Here is a 15,588-nt window from a genome sequence, read left to right as displayed (position 1 = left end):
GACTGCCGGCCCGCCGGCATCCCGCTCAGGCGATCATCAGCGCCAACGCCTCCTCCGCGTACGCGACCAGCAGCGCTTCCGTCTCGGCCTCGCCGGGCACCTCGGCCGCGTACGACATCAGTTCGAGCATCACGAGCGCGTTGCCCCGCGCCACGTACACCGTCGCCCTCCGCCCCGCCACCGGCTCGGAGGAGTCGGGAAGCTCCAGCCCTTCGTCGACGGGTAGCAGCCAGATCCACGCCCCGTCCCCGAGCTGGGGCACCTCGTGCCAGGTGCCGCGAGCCTGCGCCTTCGGTTGCGCGGGTATGCCTTCTTGGGCGAGCTCGGGGGAACCCGTGAGCGTGGTGCTGACGGAGAGGGCGTGCATGGCGGTCGGGTCCCGCCGGCTGGCCGCCAGCCCGCACTTGCTCATCTGCCGGTCCGGCCGAGACGGCCACTCCCGCACCTTCGCGGTGCCGCCGTCCAAGGCTGTCAACGGCTCCGGGTCCAGTTGCGCGCACAACTCTGCGACCAGTTGATAGCTGGCCGGGGAGGGCTGCGGCTCGGCTGCCGGAGCGGGCGGACCCGCACAACCAGCCAGCACCGTGGCAACCAACACGGGTGGCAGCGCCACGGCATCTCGGAGCCGACGGGCGAGAAACGTCACGGCGAGATGATGCCACGACCATCGATCCGACGAAGGCCCGGAGAGTCGATCGACGTCGATCGGCGTCGGGCGACGGCCCCGCCTCGGCTGGTGCGGGCGGCGGCTAGCCGGGGACGCCGGGCGGGATGAAGGGCAGGTCGGCGGGGGGCCCGGACTCGACGAGCCGACGCAGGGCGGCGGTGTCGAGGTGTTCCTCGACGAGGTCGCCGAGCAGGTCGAGGGTGCGTTCGCGGGCGGCGGCGAAGGACGTGTCCGGGGCGACCCGGAAGCCGGTCCGACCGGCCAGGCGGGCGGCCCGGTCGAGGAACCAGCGGCGGAACTCGTCGGACTCGAAGGTGCCGTGCCAGTGCGTACCGTGCACGACTCCCCGCATCATGCCCTCACCGGCACCGTCGGCGTCCCGCAGCAGCGGCGTCGACTCCGGGTCGGTGGCCGAGACGTACCCGTGGTGGATCTCGTAGCCCCGGACCGGAAGCTCCCCGGCGGCGGCGGTGCCGGCCGCCTGGCGGACGGTCTTGCGCGGGTCGAAGGTGATCTCGACGGGCAGCAGTCCGAGACCGTCGACGCTTCCCCGGCGGCTCTCCACCGGGTCGTGGATGGCGCGGGCCAGCATCTGGAAGCCGCCACAGATGCCGAGTAGTGGTCGTCCGGCCGCGACGTGCGCGGTGACCGCGTCGGCGAGGCCGGTCTCGCGCAGCCAGGCCAGGTCGGCGACGGTCGACTTGGAGCCGGGCAGGACGACGAGGTCGGCGGCGGCCAGTTCGGCCGGTTCGACGGTCAGCCGGACCCGCACGCCGGGCTCGGTGGCGAGCGCCTCCACGTCGGTGGCGTTGCTGATCCGGGGCAGCCGCACCACGGCCACGTCGAGCCATTCGGTGCCGCGCGGGGCGGCCGGGCGACCCAGCACCCGGCCATAGGCGAGCGAGTCCTCGGCGTCCAGCCACAGGTCCAGCGCCCAGGGCAGGACGCCGTACGTCGGGCGGCCGGTGAGCTGCCGCAGCGATTCCAGCCCGGGGGCCAGCAGGCCGAGGTCGCCCCGGAACTTGTTGACCACGAACCCCGCGATCAGGGCCTGGTCGGCGGGTTCGAGCAGGGCCAGCGTGCCGAACATGGCGGCGAACACGCCGCCCCGGTCGATGTCACCGACCACGATCGTCGGGAACCCGGCGTGCCGGGCCAGCCCCATGTTGACGTAGTCGCCGTCGCGCAGGTTGATCTCCGCCGGGCTGCCCGCCCCCTCGCAGACCACCACGTCGTACGCCGACCGCAACTCGGCCAGCGCCGCGTACGCGGTCTCGGACAACCGGGGACGCAGGGTCCGGAACGAACCGGCGGTCATCGTGTCGACCGCCTCGCCGAGCAGCACCACCTGACTGCTCAGGTCACTGCCCGGCTTGAGCAGCACCGGATTGAACCGCAGGTCCGGGGCGAGCCCGCAGGCTGCCGCCTGCATCGCCTGCGCCCGCCCGATCTCGCCGCCCCGGCCGTCCGGCCCGACGACCACGGCGGAGTTGTTGGACATGTTCTGTGCCTTGAAGGGCGCCACCCGGACGCCCTCGCGGTGCAGCCAGCGGCAGATGCCGGCGGTGAGCACGCTCTTGCCGGCGTCGGAGGTGGTCCCGGCGACCAGCAGGCCACCGCTCACCGTGTGCCTGTGAGGCGTCGGGCCACCGCGCCGACCAGCCGTCCGGCGGTCAGCGGATACGCCGCCGCGAGGCCGAGTGCGGCCAGTCCGACCGCACCGGAGATCCGGGCGGCCCGAGGCAGGTGCCGTGCCTCGGGACGGGGACCGTCACCGAGGAAGGGCCGCACCTCGGACCGGCCGAAGTAGACGTTGCGCCCACCGAGCCGGACGCCCAACGCGCCGGCCATCGCCGCCTCGCACTGCCCGGCGTTCGGGCTGGGGTGGTCGTCGCGGTCCCGACGCCACACCCGCCAGGCCCGCTCCCGGTCGCCCTTGCCGGCTGGCGCCAGCGCGACGGTCAGCAGGCCGGTCAGTCGGGCCGGCGCCAGGTTCAGCAGGTCGTCGAGGCGGGCGGCCGGGGTGCCGAACCGGGCGTAGCGCGCGTTGCGGTGACCGACCATGGCGTCGAGGGTGTTCACCGCCCGGTAGCCGAGCAGGCCCGGCAGCCCGGCCACCGCACCCCAGAAGAGCGGGGCGACCACGGCATCCGAGGTGTTCTCGGCCACCGACTCGACCGTGGCCCGGGCCAGCTCCGACTCGTCGAGGGCCGACGGGTCCCGACCGCACAGGTGCCCGAGCCGTGCCCGGGCGGCCGGCAGGTCCCCGCCCCGCAGCGCCCGTCCCATGGTCTTCGCCTCGTGCCGCAGACTCTGCCCGCCCAGCACCGCGAACGTGCCGGCGGCCACCAGCGCCGCACGGGCCAACGGCTGCCGCCGGGTCGCGTACGCGAGGGCGGCCCCGGCCAGCACCGGACCGCCGACACAGAGCGCGGTGTGAGTGCCACCGGCCAGCCGGTCGGGCCGGTAGAGCCGACGTTCCAGGGCAGCGGCGGCCCGGCCGAAGCCGGCGACGGGATGGCCGCGACGTGGGTCACCGAAGTACGCGTCGAGCGCGTACCCGGCGACGAGTCCCGCCGCGTTCGCCACTGCACCCGCGTGTCGCACCCGCACCACCTCCGGCCGGCCAGCCTAGCCGAGCCCGGCCACCGGAACCGCTGCTCGACCGCCCCGCCCAGGTCAGACGGGCTGCGGCAGTCGACCCCGCCCCCGCCGGCCACGCCCGGTCGCCGCCGCCCCGCTGCCGGCCTCCACCGGAGCGTCCGCCGAGGCCGTCGTCGAATCCTCGACGTCGTCGCCCCGCTCGCCCGACTCGGACCCACCCGGCGTGCCGTCACCCGTGCCCGGGATCTCGCCCGTGGCCAAGAAGTCGCCCGTGCTCGGGGGATCGCCCGCGAGGCCGCCCGTGCTCCGGAGGTCGCCCGTGCCGGGCAGGTCGTCGAAGGGGTCGGTCCCGCCCAGGTGCTGCGGGTAGCCGGTGCCCGCCGGGACGTACTCGGACAGCTCGAAGTCGTCGTCCAGCGGCCCGTCCTGCGGCAGGGCGGGCGCGTCGTCGTCCGACACGGCCTCGGTCAGTTCGCCGTGCACCCGCTGCTCGGTCTCGGCGTCGGAGACGGTGCTGGTCGCCAGGTTCGGCTTGTTGCGCAGGAAGCGCCCGCGTCCCCGGGACAGGTCGTGCCCCACCGCCACCGCCTCCAGTTCGTAGAGGGTGCGGTGGTTGCCGGCGTCGTCGGTCCAGTCGCGGGTGTAGAGGCGACCGCAGACCACCACCGGGTCCCCGACCATCACCGACGAGGCCACTCCCTCGGCGAGCTTCCGCCAGCAGTTGACGCGTACGCGCAGGCTGTTGCCGTCCACCCAGCGCCCGCTGTCCCGGTCGAGGCGGCGGGCGGTGGAGGCGACCTTGAAATTGGCCACCAGCGTGTTGCTCTGCGTGGTGCGACGCCATTCGGGGGCGGTGAGCACGTTCCCGACGACCGTCACGTAGGTATCGAACATCGTTCCTCCAGCGGAGATCCGGGTCGGCTGGTACCGACTCGCCGCCCAGCCTCGCGCCACGCGGGCCACCCGAGCAGCCCCTCCGGTCGTACCTGTGGACAACCTGGCGGCCTGTGGACGAACGCCTGATCAAGGTCCCGATGTGCTAGGCCGACCGCCCCTGCCCGGCGCGGGCCCGGCGGCGGACGATCGGATCGCACAGGAAACCGTCAGGTTCCGGACCGGTCCGCCTGGGTAGGAAATCGCCAACCGCACCTGCGACGTCGAACGAAAGGTCAGCGATCATGATGATGACCATCGCTTGTTCCGCCCGCGTCCCTGGTCAGGTGCGGCGATGAGCGAGAACCCGGCCACCGTCGACAAGTGTCTGCGAATGGGCGCCGGATTCTCGCAGGCCGACCGGGACTGGATCGTGGTCCAGTTCGCCACGCTCGACGCCCGTCTGGCCGGTTTCCACGCCGACTCCACCGAACTCGAACTCTCGGTCAAGGACCGGGAGGCCAAGGGCCAGCGGGTCACGCTGGAGTGCTGGATCGCCGGCCGACAGAAGATCGTCACGACCTCCTCCGAGGAGGACCTGCGCGCGGCGCTCAACGACGCCCGTGACGACCTGCGCCGCAAGCTCAACGACTCCAAGACCCGTCAGGAGCCGCGCAACAACAAGCACCTGCGGGTCACGCCCCCGCCCGGCGAGCCGACCCCGGTCGACGAGCTGGCCGAGGAACTGGCCGCCGCCGGGACGAAGACCGACGAGAGGTGACCGTGTCGCCGTCCGGACACCCGTCCGGTCGGCGGCGCTGAACAGGGAGAGGTGAACGGCATGCCCAACGTGCAGCAACCGGAGATGCGCCGCAGCGGCGAGACCCGGCTGGTCCAGGACAGCGACGGACCGATCCCGGGGGGTGGCTCCGCGACCAAGCAGGAGCACCGGACGGTCCCGGTGGACCAGGTCTCGCCGTACGGGCCGGATCGTGGGCGGGCCTCGACCTCGCACGAACCGACCGACCGGGACGCCCACGGCGACTGACCCGCCGCACGGTCGTAGCCCCCGTCCCACGCTGGGCGGGGGCTACTACCGTGCGGTAGCTTCCCGGCGTACCGTCGGTCCAGTGGAACCCGACGTGCTGGGACCGCCCTACGAGCGGCACACCATCGACCTTGGCCGCGACGACGAGGGACCGGTGGTCGCGACCCTGGTCCGCCGCCGGGCCGAGCGACCCACCGGGCGCGCGGTGCTCTACGTGCACGGCTTCGTCGACTACTTCTTCCAGACCCACGTGGCCGACTACTTCGCCGCCCGGGGCTGGGACTTCTACGCACTCGACCTGCGCAAGTACGGCCGCAGCCTGCTCCCCCACCAGACCGCCAACTTCTGCCGCGACCTCGCCGACTACTTCCCCGAACTGGACGCCGCCGCCCAGATCATTCGCACCGAGGACGAACACGACACACTGCTGGCCATGGGCCACTCCACCGGCGGGCTGATCGTCTCGCTCTGGGCGGACGCCCGCCGCGACACCGGGCTGGTCGACGGCATCTTCCTGAACAGCCCGTTCTTCGACCTCAACGCCCCCTGGTTCGTGCGTCGACCCCTCGCGGCCGCCGTCGCGCGCCTGGGCCGTCGGGCACCTCACCGCGTCCTCCCCTTCGGCCTCGGCACCGTGTACGGCGAGAGCCTGCACGCCGACCATCGCGGCGAATGGACGTACGACCTGGCCTGGAAGCCGCTCGCCGGATTCCCCGTCCGGGCCGGCTGGCTCAACGCCGTCCGCACCGGCCAACGACGCCTGCGCGCCGGACTCGACATCCCGGTGCCGGTGCTGCTGGCCTGCTCGACCCGCTCGTTCCGGGGCGCCAAGTGGCACGATTCGGCGACCCTCGCCGACGCCGTCCTCGACGTCGAACACATGGTCCGCTGGGCTCCCCGCCTCGGCCAGCACGTCACGCTCGCCCGCTTCGACGGCGGCCTGCACGACCTGACGTTGTCCGGCCCCGCCGTACGCGACAAGGTCCTCACCGAGGTAGGCCGCTGGGCGGACGCCTTCCTCGACGCCGGACCGACGCCCCCTCCCCCACCAGCCCCACGCCGCCCGGCCGACAGCGAGTCCACCTCGCACGCCACCCCCTGATCCATCGGCCGCCTGGGCCGCCGTCTCGCCTGGCCCCGGGTCCGCCCGGGTCTGCCGACGCCGTGGATTCGCAGGTGCGCGGGGTCCATGGCGCGTGCGACGCTGACCGGGCACCCGTTCCGTCGCGCCGGGCCGGTGCGGCGGTACCCTTCTCGCGCGATACCACAGCGCGCCCGTAGCTCAGCGGATAGAGCAGGGGACTTCTAATCCCAAGGCCGCAGGTTCGAATCCTGCCGGGCGCACCTCTGTTCGCACTGCTCAGCGGCTAGTCGCCGAGTCGAGTCGACACCCGGATCGCGGCGATGGCGGACATCGGAACCGCCTCGCGCGCTCTTTGCTCTCGCATCCACCACAAGATCGCGCTCGATCCGGGATCAAGTGGCTATCGTCGCGCTCCGAAACCACTCGATCCCGGATCCGGCGTGATCTCGAATCGCGGATTAGACACTGTGTGTATAGCCTGTGTGTATAGCGGCCCGGACACCGTCGGACTCCGGTGGGCACGGGAGGGCCGCGAGAGACGGAGGCTGTGACGTGAGACGACAGACGCTGACCGGTACGGCGGCCGCCGCGCTGGCGACCGTGGTGGCGCTCGGCATCACACCCGCCCAGGCGAACCCACGGACCGAGGCACCCGCCGCCGGTACGGGCATCGCGTGGGAGCCGTGTGACGACGAGCCGGAGGCGGAGTGCGGCAGCGTGACCGTACCCGTCGACTGGTCCACGCCGGACGGCCCGACGATCGACGTCGCGCTGGCCCGCCGGACCGCCACGGACCCGACCGCCCGGATCGGCACGATCCTCACCAACCCCGGCGGACCGGGTGCATCGGGGGTGCAGGACGCCATCCTCGGCGGCATCGGCGGCAGCTTCAGTGACGAGGTCCGCCGCCGCTTCGACGTGGTCGGCTTCGATCCTCGGGGTGTGGGCGGCAGCGACCCGATCCGGTGTCAGGTGCCGGAGGGCCCGGAGCCGAAACTGTTCCCCACCACCGCCGAGGAGTTCGACGGCCTGCGCGCCTGGACCCGCGCGTACGGCGAGAGCTGCCGGGAGCACAGCGGCCCGCACGTCGACTTCCTCGACAGCCGGACCGTCGCCCGTGACATGGACGCGATCCGGGCCGCGCTCGGCGAGAAGAAGCTGACCTTCTACGGCAACTCGTACGCCACCATGATGGGACAGCAGTACGCCACGCTGTTCCCGCAGCGGGTGCGGGCGATGGTGCTCGACAGCACGATGGACCACAGCGCGGCTACCACGTGGGACTTCCTGCGCAGCGAGACGAAGGCGACGCAGGACAGCTTCGACAGGTACGTCGAGTGGTGCCGCACCTCGACCGAGTGTGCGCTGCACGGCCAGGACGCCCGCACGGTCTTCCGGGAGCTGTACGCCAAGGCCGAACGCGGTGAGCTGGTCGACCCGGGCAGCTCGCGGACGATGAGCCCGACCGATCTGCTGGAGGACATCCAGTGGACGTTCCTCGGCCCGTACTGGACGCAGTTGTCGGAGCGGCTGGCGGGCCTGTCGGCGGGCGAGCCCGGCCCCACGACGGACGCCGCCCGCCCCACCACGGCGCGGACGGCGACGACGGAGCAGGAGCCCGTCGAGGATCCGAGCCTCGCCATCTTCTGCCAGGACTGGAGGTTGCCGGTGCGCGACGTCGACCAGTTGCGGGCGTACCAGGAACGACTGGCCCGGGTGGCACCGGAGATGAAGCTCAACCTCCAGGCGTGGGGCTCGACGATGGCCTGCCTGGGCTGGCCGACCGAGGTCCGCAACCCGCAGGCGCCGCTGCGGTGGAAGGGCGTGCCGCCGGTGCTGGTGCTCAACAGCCGGTACGACCCGGTCACGCCGCACGAGTGGGCCCGGAACGTGGCGCGCCAGTCGGGTGCGACCCTGCTGACCTACGAGGGTGCGGGGCACGGCGTCTACTCGTTCGGCAGCGACTGCGTCGGCGACGCCACCACGCGGTACCTGATCCACGTCAAGACGCCGAAGAAGGGTGCCCGCTGCCCGGCCGTGGCGCAGTGACCGGCGTCTTGACCTGAATCGGACGTGAGGTTCTACGTTCCTCCTCCAACCGTTCGCCACTCGGAGGAAGACCCATGACGACGGAACAGCTCTCCGACGCCGAACTCGCCGCGCAACCCGCCGCCTACTGGACGGGTGTCGCGTACCAGTCCCTGATCACGTTCACCCGCGCCCGGCACGTCGAACTCGGCTTCACGCAGCCCCAGTTCTGGCTGCTGCGCAACCTCTCCGCGCACGACCTGCGGCCGGACGGCAGCGGCATGACGGTGCCCGAACTCGAACAGGCGATGAGTTCGTACCTGCGGCCCGAGGACGACCTGGACGCCGAGGCGACCGTGTTGCAGGAGCGCGGGTGGCTGACCCGGGACGGTGACGGGCGGCTGTGGATCACCGGGGCGGGCGAGGAGGCGCGCGTCAGCCTCAAGCAGCACGCACCGTCGATCCGCGCCCGCATCCACGAGGGCATCGACGACGCGGACTACGTGGCGGCCCTCAAGGTGCTCCGCCAGTTGATCCGCAACACCGGCGGCGCGGTGGACTGACAGCCACGTCGTAGTGTTGCCGGCGTGGGGCTGGTGAACACGTCGCGTTCCTCGGACTCACCGTGGATCTCCTCGGTGTGGACCGGTCACAGCACCCAGGTCTCGCAGATGACGTCCGTCGCCAGCGAGACCTGGGGGCTCGTGTTCTGGGAGTCCAGGGGTACGCCGTTCGCCGCTGTCGTCGGCCCGGAGGACCGCACCGACTCGGCACCCGTACCGCAGGAAGCCCGGTTCGTCGGCGTCCAGTTCGCCGTCGGCACCGTACTGCGGGCGGCACCCACGTCGACGCTGCTGAACTCGGGGATCGAGCTGCCCGACACCACCTCCGGGCGGTTCTGGCTCGACGGCGGGCGCTGGCACACCCCGCGTGTCGACGACGACGCCGAGGCCCTGGTGGCGAGGCTCGTCCGCGCCGGCGTGCTGGTGCGCGACCCGCTGGTGCAGGCGACACTGGACGGCAGTCCGGTGGCCACCGCGAGCCGCACCGTGGAGCGCCGCTTCCGGGCCGCCACCGGCCTCACCCGGGGCACCGTCGCGCAGATCGGACGCGTCCGGGCCGCCGCGGAGCTGCTGTCGGCGGGCGTCCAGGTCAGCACCGTCGTGCACTGGCTCGGCTACTACGACGAGCCGCACCTCGCGCGGGCGTTGCGACGGTACGTGGGGCGTACCGCCGGTCAACTCCGCAGCGGCGCCGGCGGCGCGATCGCGCTCCCGGCGCCAGCCGACGACGCCGCGCTCACGGCGTTAGCGGACGACGTCGTAGACGGCCTTGAGCACGCCGTTGCCGTAGGCGGCGGAGTCGCGCAGCGCTAGCCGCTGCTCCCGCTGCTCGCGCCGGGGGAACACGCTCTTGCCGTCACCGAGCAACACCGGAAAGACCAGCAGGTGGTACCGGTCGACCAGCCCGGCCTCGGCCAGGCTCCGCGCGAGTTCCGCGCTGCCGTGTACGAAGATCGCCCCACCCTCGGTCTCCTTGAGCGCGGCCACGTCGTCCGTCGACCGCAGAACGTGCTGATCACCCCAGTCACCGACCAGCGCGTCCTCCCCGAGCGTCGAGGACACCACGTACTTCGGCAGATCCCGGTAGGCCACGTGGTCCTCGGACTGCGGCCAGATCGGTGCGAACGCCTCGTAGCTGCGGCGTCCGAACATCAACGCGCTGGTCTCGGCGAGTTCCTCACCCTTCAGCGAGTACGCCTCGGGGTCGAACTCGGTCCGGAACACCCATCCCCCAGCGGGGTGCCCTTCGACCGTACCGCCGGGCGAGTCGACGATCCCGTCGATCGACATGAATCCGGTCCACACCAGTTCGCGCGTCACCACTGTCTCCGCTTCGGTCCTCGTCACACCTGCACCTCGGCCCGAAGGTCCCACACCCCGCGCCACACGGGTGACGCTATCGCCCCCGCCCCCACCGGTCTTGTACGAAACCGACACCCCCGACTCACCCCCCACTCACCGACACCCACCCGACGACCCGGGCCCACCCGACGACCCGGGCCCACCGGAGATGACCAAGGAGTTCGCACGCTCAGACCTGCCCCTCCGTGACCAAACTCCTTGATCAACGCGGAGGTCGGCGGGGGTCGGCGTGTGGGCGGGATGCTTGCGCCCGGACGGGGCACGATCCGCGCAACTTCAGCGATATTGCTGTCTCCGCGCGCGCCTGAGGCAGCAGTATCCGTGAAGTGACCCGGATGGGGGATGGTCCCGGGCAGCCCACCCTCGACGGGTGGGCTGCCCGGGTCGGCGCCGTGGCGCCGGTCGCCCGGGGACGCGGGCGGGAATCAGCTGAGCCGGCGCAACGTGCTGCCGACGGCAATCAGCTCAGCTGGCAGGACGTGCCGTTGAGGCGGAAGTCGCCGGGACGGTCGTTGGTGCCGGAGTAGGTGGCTTGGAGGCCGAAGGTGGCCGTGCCGTTGGTCGGCAGGCTGCCGTTCCAGGACACGTTGCGCGCGGTGACGGTCCGGCCGGACTGGGTGACCTGGGCGTTCCAGGCGTTGGTGACCTGCTGGTTGCCGGCGAACGTCCAGGTCAGCGTCCAACTGGTCAGGGCGGACCCACTGTTGGTGACGCGCACGTCGGCGGTGAAGCCGTTGCTCCACTGGTTGGCCGTCCAGCTCACCGCGCAGGCAGCCGGGCCGGTCGTCGGCGGGGGCGTCGTGGGTGGCGGCGTCGTGGGAGGGGGCGTGGTCGGCGGGGGCGTGGTGCCGTCGCGGGGCGGGAAGCGCAGCACCCGGTCGTCGGTGGACGCCGGGGTGCCCCGGCCGTCACGGTTGCTGGTGGTGACCCAGAGCCAGCCGTCGGGGCCGTACTCGACGGTGCGCAGGCGTCCGTAGGTGCCCAGCAGTTCGGCGGTGGGGGTGCCGACGCCACCGGAGCCGTTCAGCGGCACGTTCCAGAGCCGGGTGCCGCGTAGGCCGGCCACGAAGAGGCGGTTCCCGGCGATGGTGACGCCGCTCGGGGACGCCTCGGCCGGCGTCCAGACGAGCAGGGGGTCGCGGAACCGGGGGTCGTTGGCGCGGCCCTCGACAGTGGGCCAGCCGTAGTTGCCGCCCGCGACGATCAGGTTGAGCTCGTCCCAGGTGTTCTGACCGAACTCGCTGGCATATAGTCGGCCTTGGGCGTCCCAGGCTAGACCCTGCACGTGGCGGTGGCCGAGGCTGTAGACGGGTGAGCCGGCCGTCGGGTTGTCCGGCGGGACGGTGCCGTCGGGTCGGATGCGCAGGATCTTGCCGTTGCGGCTCTGTGGGTTCTGGGCAGTCGCGGTCTGTCCGGCGTCACCCACTCCGACATAGAGCATGCCGTCCGGTCCGAAGGCGATCCGGCCTCCGTTGTGGATCGACGCACGGGTCAGTCCGGTGAGGATCGGTTGCTGGTCCTGCACGGCGGTGAGCCGGAACCGGGAGATGCGGTTGTCGGTCGCGGTGGTGAAGTAGACGTAGATCCAGCCGTCCTGCGCGTAGGTCGGCGAGACGGCGAGACCGAGCAGGCCACCCTCGCTGGTCGCGGCCACTCCGGAGATCGTGACGACGGGTACGGGCTGCTGGCCGGGACGGACCCGGACCACCTGGCCGGTGGGACGTTGGGCGACCAGGGCGCTGCCGTCGGGCAGGAAGTCCATGCCCCATGGCACCTGGAGCCCGGTGGCGACCGTTTCCGGGCGGGTGAAGTCGAAGTCGCCGACGGCGAGCAGCCCGGGGGCTGCGGCGGTGCCGGCGGACGGGCGTTCGACGGCGGGTACCGCGCCGGCGAGACCACCGACACCGACGGCACCGGCGACCAGCCCGGCGGTGAGTACGGCCCCGACCCTGAGTCGGATTTTCATGCCACCTCCCGAAATAGAGATGTTTATCAATGTAACATGCGCGAATTCCTGACGCGCGGGATCACGCCCCGAAGAAACAGCCACGGAGCAGGAAAAGGTGGGGAGAATTCATATTTCTGTCTCGGACTCGCATCGACTACGGTAGGAAACACAGGTGATCCAGACCGGGTCGCCAGACGACGGCGACGGCCGCCCGCACAGCAGCAACAGCCTCGACACGCTCGGTCACCGAGAACGCCGACACGTGCTATTCTCCGGCGTCGATCTCCGCAGCGCGGACCCGGATCGGGTCGATTGTCGCAAAGGACGCCCTCCCCCGATGTCGGTCCACACCGCTTCGACCGCGCCACCCACTTCGGTGCAGCGCCCCGCCACCGGTGCGTTCACGCTGATCTTCACCCGGTTACCGGCATTGCTGCGACTGTCCTGCGGCCTTTTCGTCGCGGTGGTGGCGCTCTCCGTCCGTACCCCTCCGGTCCGGGTCGAGTTGTTGATCCCGGCCGTGACGGTGTTGACCGCCTGGGCCGTCTGGTATTCGCTGCGTGCCTTCCGACACGGCATCGGTGCGGCCATGGTCACCGGGGACGTGGCCCTGACCACCCTCGCGTGCCTGGCGATGCCGGTCCTGGTCGCCCCGGAGGTGCTGCCCGGCGAGGCGAGCTGGATCGCGGTGCTGGCCAGCACCACGGTCATCAACGCCCAGGCGACCGCTCCGGCGCGCTGGTCGATCACCGCCGGTCTACTGGTCACCGCGAGCTACGCCGTCGGCGCGTACGCGGCCGCGGACCCCGTCGAGGCCGGCGCCCACTCGGTGACGCTGCTGGCACAGATCGCCTGCACCGCCATGATGACCGCGGTGATGCGTCGCCGGATGCTCCGCGCCGACGCCGAGTTCGTGACGAGCCAGAAGGCCACCCGGGAGGCGCTGCTCGCACGTACCTCGCGGGAGTCGGAACGGCAGCAGAACCGCGACCTGCACGACACCGTCCTGGCGACGCTGACCATGGTGGGACAGGGTGCCGTACCCGGCCCGTCGCCGGCCCTGCGCGACCGGTGCGCCACCGATCTGCGTACCCTCGCCGCCCTGGCGGACGCCCGGTCGGTGCCGGCGGGCGGCACGGCCCGGGTGGACGAACGGCTGCGGGCGGTGTTCGCCCGGCTGCCCGGACTGCCGGTCAACGCCGACCTGCCGCCGTGCCCGGCACCGGCGCCGGTCGCCGAGGCGCTCGCGGAGAGCACCCACGCGGCGCTGACCAACGTGCTCCGGCACGCGCCCGGCGCCGCCACCACCGTGCGGCTGCGGCGCATCACCGGCACCGTCGCGGTCGAGGTGGTCGACGACGGTCCCGGTTTCGACCCCAGCACCGTCCCGGCGCACCGGTACGGCCTGCGCGAGTCGATCCACGGCCGGATGGCCACGATCGGCGGGCGGGCCGAGGTGGACTCCGCCCCCGGTCACGGCACCCGGATCCGGTTGGAGTGGTCGGATGTCGGCTGAGGCGGGGACGGCACCCGGGGCGGTGGTGCGGCCTGCGGCGCGTACCCCCGGGATGGTCGACGGTGCCGACGCCGGCCGGGCGGCGGCTGCGGTGGCGCGGATCTCCGACCGGGGTGCCCGGGTCGTCGCGGTGACCATCGCGCTGGTCTGGCACCTGGCGATCGGGCTGCCGGCGGTGCTGTCCGCCTGGTCCGAGCTGGCGGTGCCGCAGGTGGTGCTCGGCGGCTGGCTGCTGGTGACGGCGGCCGGGGTGACCGCCGGCGTACGCCTGCTGCACGACCACCCGCTGCCGGCGGCGCCGATGGCCGGGCTGCTGCTGGCGGTCGACGTGGTGGTCTTCGCGGCGGTCGGCCGGGTGCACCTGTTCAGTCCCGCCAACTGGGTCTGGGGCACGCTCGCCTGGTTCTTCCTGGTGGTGCTCTGGGGGCAGCGGGTGCGCTGGCTGCTCGCCCTGCTGGTGGCGCACGCGGCGATCGCGATGTCCGCCGTCGCGTTGTACGGCGCGACCGGCGCGGCGGACCTGGCCCGTTCCACGATGGCGTTGTACGGCACCTCCTCGCTGCCGGCGGCGGTCTTCGTCGGCGCGGTGGCCCTGTCGCTGCTCTCTCGCGAGCGGGCCGCCACCGTCGCGACCACGAACGCGATGGTGGCCGAACGGGAGGCCGCCGAGCACGCCCGACGGGAGCGGCGGGAGCGGCTGGCGCTGGCCAGCGCGGCGGCCAGCGAGGTGTTGACCGAGCTGGCGCAGGGCCGGGCCGATCCGGCCGACCCGGAGGTGCAGCGCCGCTGCGTACGCGCGGCCGGACAGTTGCGTCGGTTGATCGCCGAGTCCGACGACGTGCCGCATCCGCTCCTGCACGAGCTTCGTGCCGCAGCCGACCTGGCGGAGCGCAACGGTCTGCCCATCGACCTGGTCACAATTGGTGCACCGCCACCGTTGCCGGTGCAGGTCCGCCGGAGCCTGACCGATCCGCTCATCGCCGTCCTCGCCGAGGCACGGGAGTGGGCCCGGATGACAGTCGTCGCCGGCCCCGACGAGGTGGTGGTCAGCCTGGTCACACCGGACCGGGGCGGCCCGGAGGCCACCGGGCCGCCGCCGGAGGACGGTGACGCGCAGGTCGAACAGGTACACGAACGGGACGGGGAGATCAGATGGACGCAGACGCGGTGGCGCCGTTGACGCCACACCGCCCCGTCGGAGTGGCCATTGTGGACGACCATCCGGTGGTCATCGACGGGGTACGCGCCTGGCTGGCCACCGAGCCGCGACTGACCGTACTCGCCACCGGCGACGACCCCGACGAGGTGCTGCGCGCCGCGCCCGAGGCCGACGTGGTGCTGCTGGACCTGCGCCTGCACGGCCGGCTGGTGCTGGACAAGCTCGCCGAGCTCTGCGCCTCGGGCCGGCGGGTGGTGGTCTACTCCGAACACTCCGATCCGCGCACCATGCTCGCCGCGCTCGATGCCGGGGCGGTGGCCTTCCTCGCCAAGCACGAGGGGCGGGAGCACTGCGTGGCGACGGTGCTGGACGCGGCGAGCGACCGTCCGTACGTCGCCCCGTCGTTGGCGGGCGCGATGGTCGGTGACCCCCGACCGGACCGGCCGGTCCTCTCCGACAAGGAGCGCGAGGCGCTGCTGCTCTGGTTCCAGTCGATGTCCAAGGCGTCGGTGGCCCGCCGGATGCGGATCAGCGAACACACCGTCAAGCAGTACGTCGACCGGGCGCGGATCAAGTACACCCGGGCCGGACGGCCGGCGGCCACCAAGGCGGCACTGCTCGCCCGGGCGATCGAGGACGGACTAGTCCGACCAGAGGAAATAGGCATCTATCGGTCGCACGCGTCGACCGATTGGCCGACCCCCTAACGGGCGTCATGACAGGGAGTGTCGGATTG

General features: G+C 72.3%; 15 protein-coding genes and 1 tRNA gene. 10 read left to right on the top strand and 6 right to left on the bottom strand.

The features are described 5' to 3' along the window. Positions 1 to 25: 25 nt before the first annotated feature. The 4 genes from ABZ738_RS04415 to ABZ738_RS04400 all read right to left on the bottom strand — a co-directional run bounded on the left by ABZ738_RS04415 (position 26) and on the right by ABZ738_RS04400 (position 4,165). Complete coding sequence (locus tag ABZ738_RS04415; RefSeq protein WP_357210851.1) at positions 26 to 646, bottom strand: hypothetical protein; 621 nt, start codon at positions 644 to 646, stop codon at positions 26 to 28. Between the two features lie 103 nt (positions 647 to 749). After that, positions 750 to 2,291: a cobyric acid synthase gene (locus ABZ738_RS04410; protein WP_131055232.1), complete on the bottom strand. Its 1,542-nt coding sequence runs from the start codon at positions 2,289 to 2,291 to the stop codon at positions 750 to 752. Beyond that, positions 2,288 to 3,274, bottom strand: coding sequence for a cobalamin biosynthesis protein (locus ABZ738_RS04405; protein WP_357210848.1), 987 nt, complete (start codon positions 3,272 to 3,274; stop codon positions 2,288 to 2,290). The genes ABZ738_RS04410 and ABZ738_RS04405 overlap by 4 nt, the downstream gene beginning before the upstream one ends. Before the next feature lie 72 nt (positions 3,275 to 3,346). Continuing rightward, entirely contained in the window at positions 3,347 to 4,165 is an 819-nt protein-coding gene (locus tag ABZ738_RS04400; RefSeq protein ID WP_357210845.1) for a single-stranded DNA-binding protein, read from the bottom strand. A 334-nt stretch (positions 4,166 to 4,499) separates the two neighbouring features. On the opposite strand from ABZ738_RS04400, the gene ABZ738_RS04395 reads away from it, so the two are divergent. The 7 genes from ABZ738_RS04395 to ABZ738_RS04365 all read left to right on the top strand — a co-directional run bounded on the left by ABZ738_RS04395 (position 4,500) and on the right by ABZ738_RS04365 (position 9,680). Further along, positions 4,500 to 4,925, top strand: coding sequence for an HPF/RaiA family ribosome-associated protein (locus tag ABZ738_RS04395; RefSeq protein ID WP_131051752.1), 426 nt, complete (start codon positions 4,500 to 4,502; stop codon positions 4,923 to 4,925). A gap of 60 nt (positions 4,926 to 4,985) precedes the next feature. Further along, entirely contained in the window at positions 4,986 to 5,192 is a 207-nt protein-coding gene (locus tag ABZ738_RS04390) for a hypothetical protein (protein WP_161594905.1), read from the top strand. Between the two features lie 82 nt (positions 5,193 to 5,274). Next, the gene (locus tag ABZ738_RS04385) at positions 5,275 to 6,294 is read left to right on the top strand and encodes an alpha/beta hydrolase (RefSeq protein WP_357210842.1); all 1,020 of its coding nucleotides are present in this window, start codon (positions 5,275 to 5,277) and stop codon (positions 6,292 to 6,294) included. Between the two features lie 169 nt (positions 6,295 to 6,463). Further along, positions 6,464 to 6,536 (top strand) — tRNA-Arg (locus ABZ738_RS04380). A gap of 292 nt (positions 6,537 to 6,828) precedes the next feature. Then, positions 6,829 to 8,325, top strand: coding sequence for an alpha/beta hydrolase (locus ABZ738_RS04375; protein ID WP_357210840.1), 1,497 nt, complete (start codon positions 6,829 to 6,831; stop codon positions 8,323 to 8,325). A 74-nt stretch (positions 8,326 to 8,399) separates the two neighbouring features. Continuing rightward, on the top strand, positions 8,400 to 8,867 hold the full coding sequence (locus ABZ738_RS04370) for a MarR family winged helix-turn-helix transcriptional regulator (protein ID WP_357210838.1): 468 nt from the start codon (positions 8,400 to 8,402) through the stop codon (positions 8,865 to 8,867). Positions 8,868 to 8,891: 24 nt separating this feature from the next. After that, on the top strand, positions 8,892 to 9,680 hold the full coding sequence (locus tag ABZ738_RS04365) for an AraC family transcriptional regulator (RefSeq protein ID WP_131051747.1): 789 nt from the start codon (positions 8,892 to 8,894) through the stop codon (positions 9,678 to 9,680). Here the strand turns inward: ABZ738_RS04365 and ABZ738_RS04360 are convergent. Next, a complete protein-coding gene (locus ABZ738_RS04360; RefSeq protein ID WP_201272288.1) occupies positions 9,612 to 10,157 on the bottom strand; it encodes a dihydrofolate reductase family protein in 546 nt (181 codons plus the stop codon). The genes ABZ738_RS04365 and ABZ738_RS04360 overlap by 69 nt on opposite strands. 532 nt (positions 10,158 to 10,689) lie before the next feature. Beyond that, positions 10,690 to 12,195, bottom strand: a complete 1,506-nt coding sequence (locus ABZ738_RS04355) for a PQQ-dependent sugar dehydrogenase (RefSeq protein ID WP_131051746.1) — start codon at positions 12,193 to 12,195, stop codon at positions 10,690 to 10,692. Between the two features lie 319 nt (positions 12,196 to 12,514). Here ABZ738_RS04355 and ABZ738_RS04350 point away from each other — a divergent pair, with 319 nt between their 5' ends. The 3 genes from ABZ738_RS04350 to ABZ738_RS04340 are packed head-to-tail and all read left to right on the top strand — an operon-like array spanning position 12,515 to position 15,559. Next, positions 12,515 to 13,693 (top strand): ATP-binding protein, encoded by a 1,179-nt coding sequence (locus tag ABZ738_RS04350; RefSeq protein WP_131051745.1) that lies wholly within the window; start codon positions 12,515 to 12,517, stop codon positions 13,691 to 13,693. 52 nt (positions 13,694 to 13,745) lie between these two features. Next, positions 13,746 to 14,873, top strand: a complete 1,128-nt coding sequence (locus tag ABZ738_RS04345; RefSeq protein WP_254877080.1) for a hypothetical protein — start codon at positions 13,746 to 13,748, stop codon at positions 14,871 to 14,873. Beyond that, positions 14,846 to 15,559: a response regulator transcription factor gene (locus ABZ738_RS04340; RefSeq protein WP_131051743.1), complete on the top strand. Its 714-nt coding sequence runs from the start codon at positions 14,846 to 14,848 to the stop codon at positions 15,557 to 15,559. The genes ABZ738_RS04345 and ABZ738_RS04340 overlap by 28 nt, the downstream gene beginning before the upstream one ends. The last annotated feature ends 29 nt before the right edge of the window (positions 15,560 to 15,588 follow it).

This window comes from Micromonospora sp. NPDC047793 (assembly GCF_040642635.1).
GTDB lineage: Bacteria > Actinomycetota > Actinomycetes > Mycobacteriales > Micromonosporaceae > Micromonospora.
Note: the sequence above shows the minus strand (reverse complement) of the source record. Positions and strands in the feature narration are given on the sequence as shown.

What these genes read in the sequence shown, in the direction of transcription:
- ABZ738_RS04400 (WP_357210845.1), bottom strand. Translation starts at nt 4,165, where the DNA reads ATGTTCGATACCTACGTGACGGTCGTCGGGAACGTGCTCACCGCCCCC.
- ABZ738_RS04395 (WP_131051752.1), top strand. Translation starts at nt 4,500, where the DNA reads ATGAGCGAGAACCCGGCCACCGTCGACAAGTGTCTGCGAATGGGCGCC.
- ABZ738_RS04390 (WP_161594905.1), top strand. Translation starts at nt 4,986, where the DNA reads ATGCCCAACGTGCAGCAACCGGAGATGCGCCGCAGCGGCGAGACCCGG.
- ABZ738_RS04370 (WP_357210838.1), top strand. Translation starts at nt 8,400, where the DNA reads ATGACGACGGAACAGCTCTCCGACGCCGAACTCGCCGCGCAACCCGCC.
- ABZ738_RS04360 (WP_201272288.1), bottom strand. Translation starts at nt 10,157, where the DNA reads ATGTCGATCGACGGGATCGTCGACTCGCCCGGCGGTACGGTCGAAGGG.
- ABZ738_RS04355 (WP_131051746.1), bottom strand. Translation starts at nt 12,195, where the DNA reads ATGAAAATCCGACTCAGGGTCGGGGCCGTACTCACCGCCGGGCTGGTC.
- ABZ738_RS04350 (WP_131051745.1), top strand. Translation starts at nt 12,515, where the DNA reads ATGTCGGTCCACACCGCTTCGACCGCGCCACCCACTTCGGTGCAGCGC.
- ABZ738_RS04345 (WP_254877080.1), top strand. Translation starts at nt 13,746, where the DNA reads ATGGTCGACGGTGCCGACGCCGGCCGGGCGGCGGCTGCGGTGGCGCGG.
- ABZ738_RS04340 (WP_131051743.1), top strand. Translation starts at nt 14,846, where the DNA reads ATGGACGCAGACGCGGTGGCGCCGTTGACGCCACACCGCCCCGTCGGA.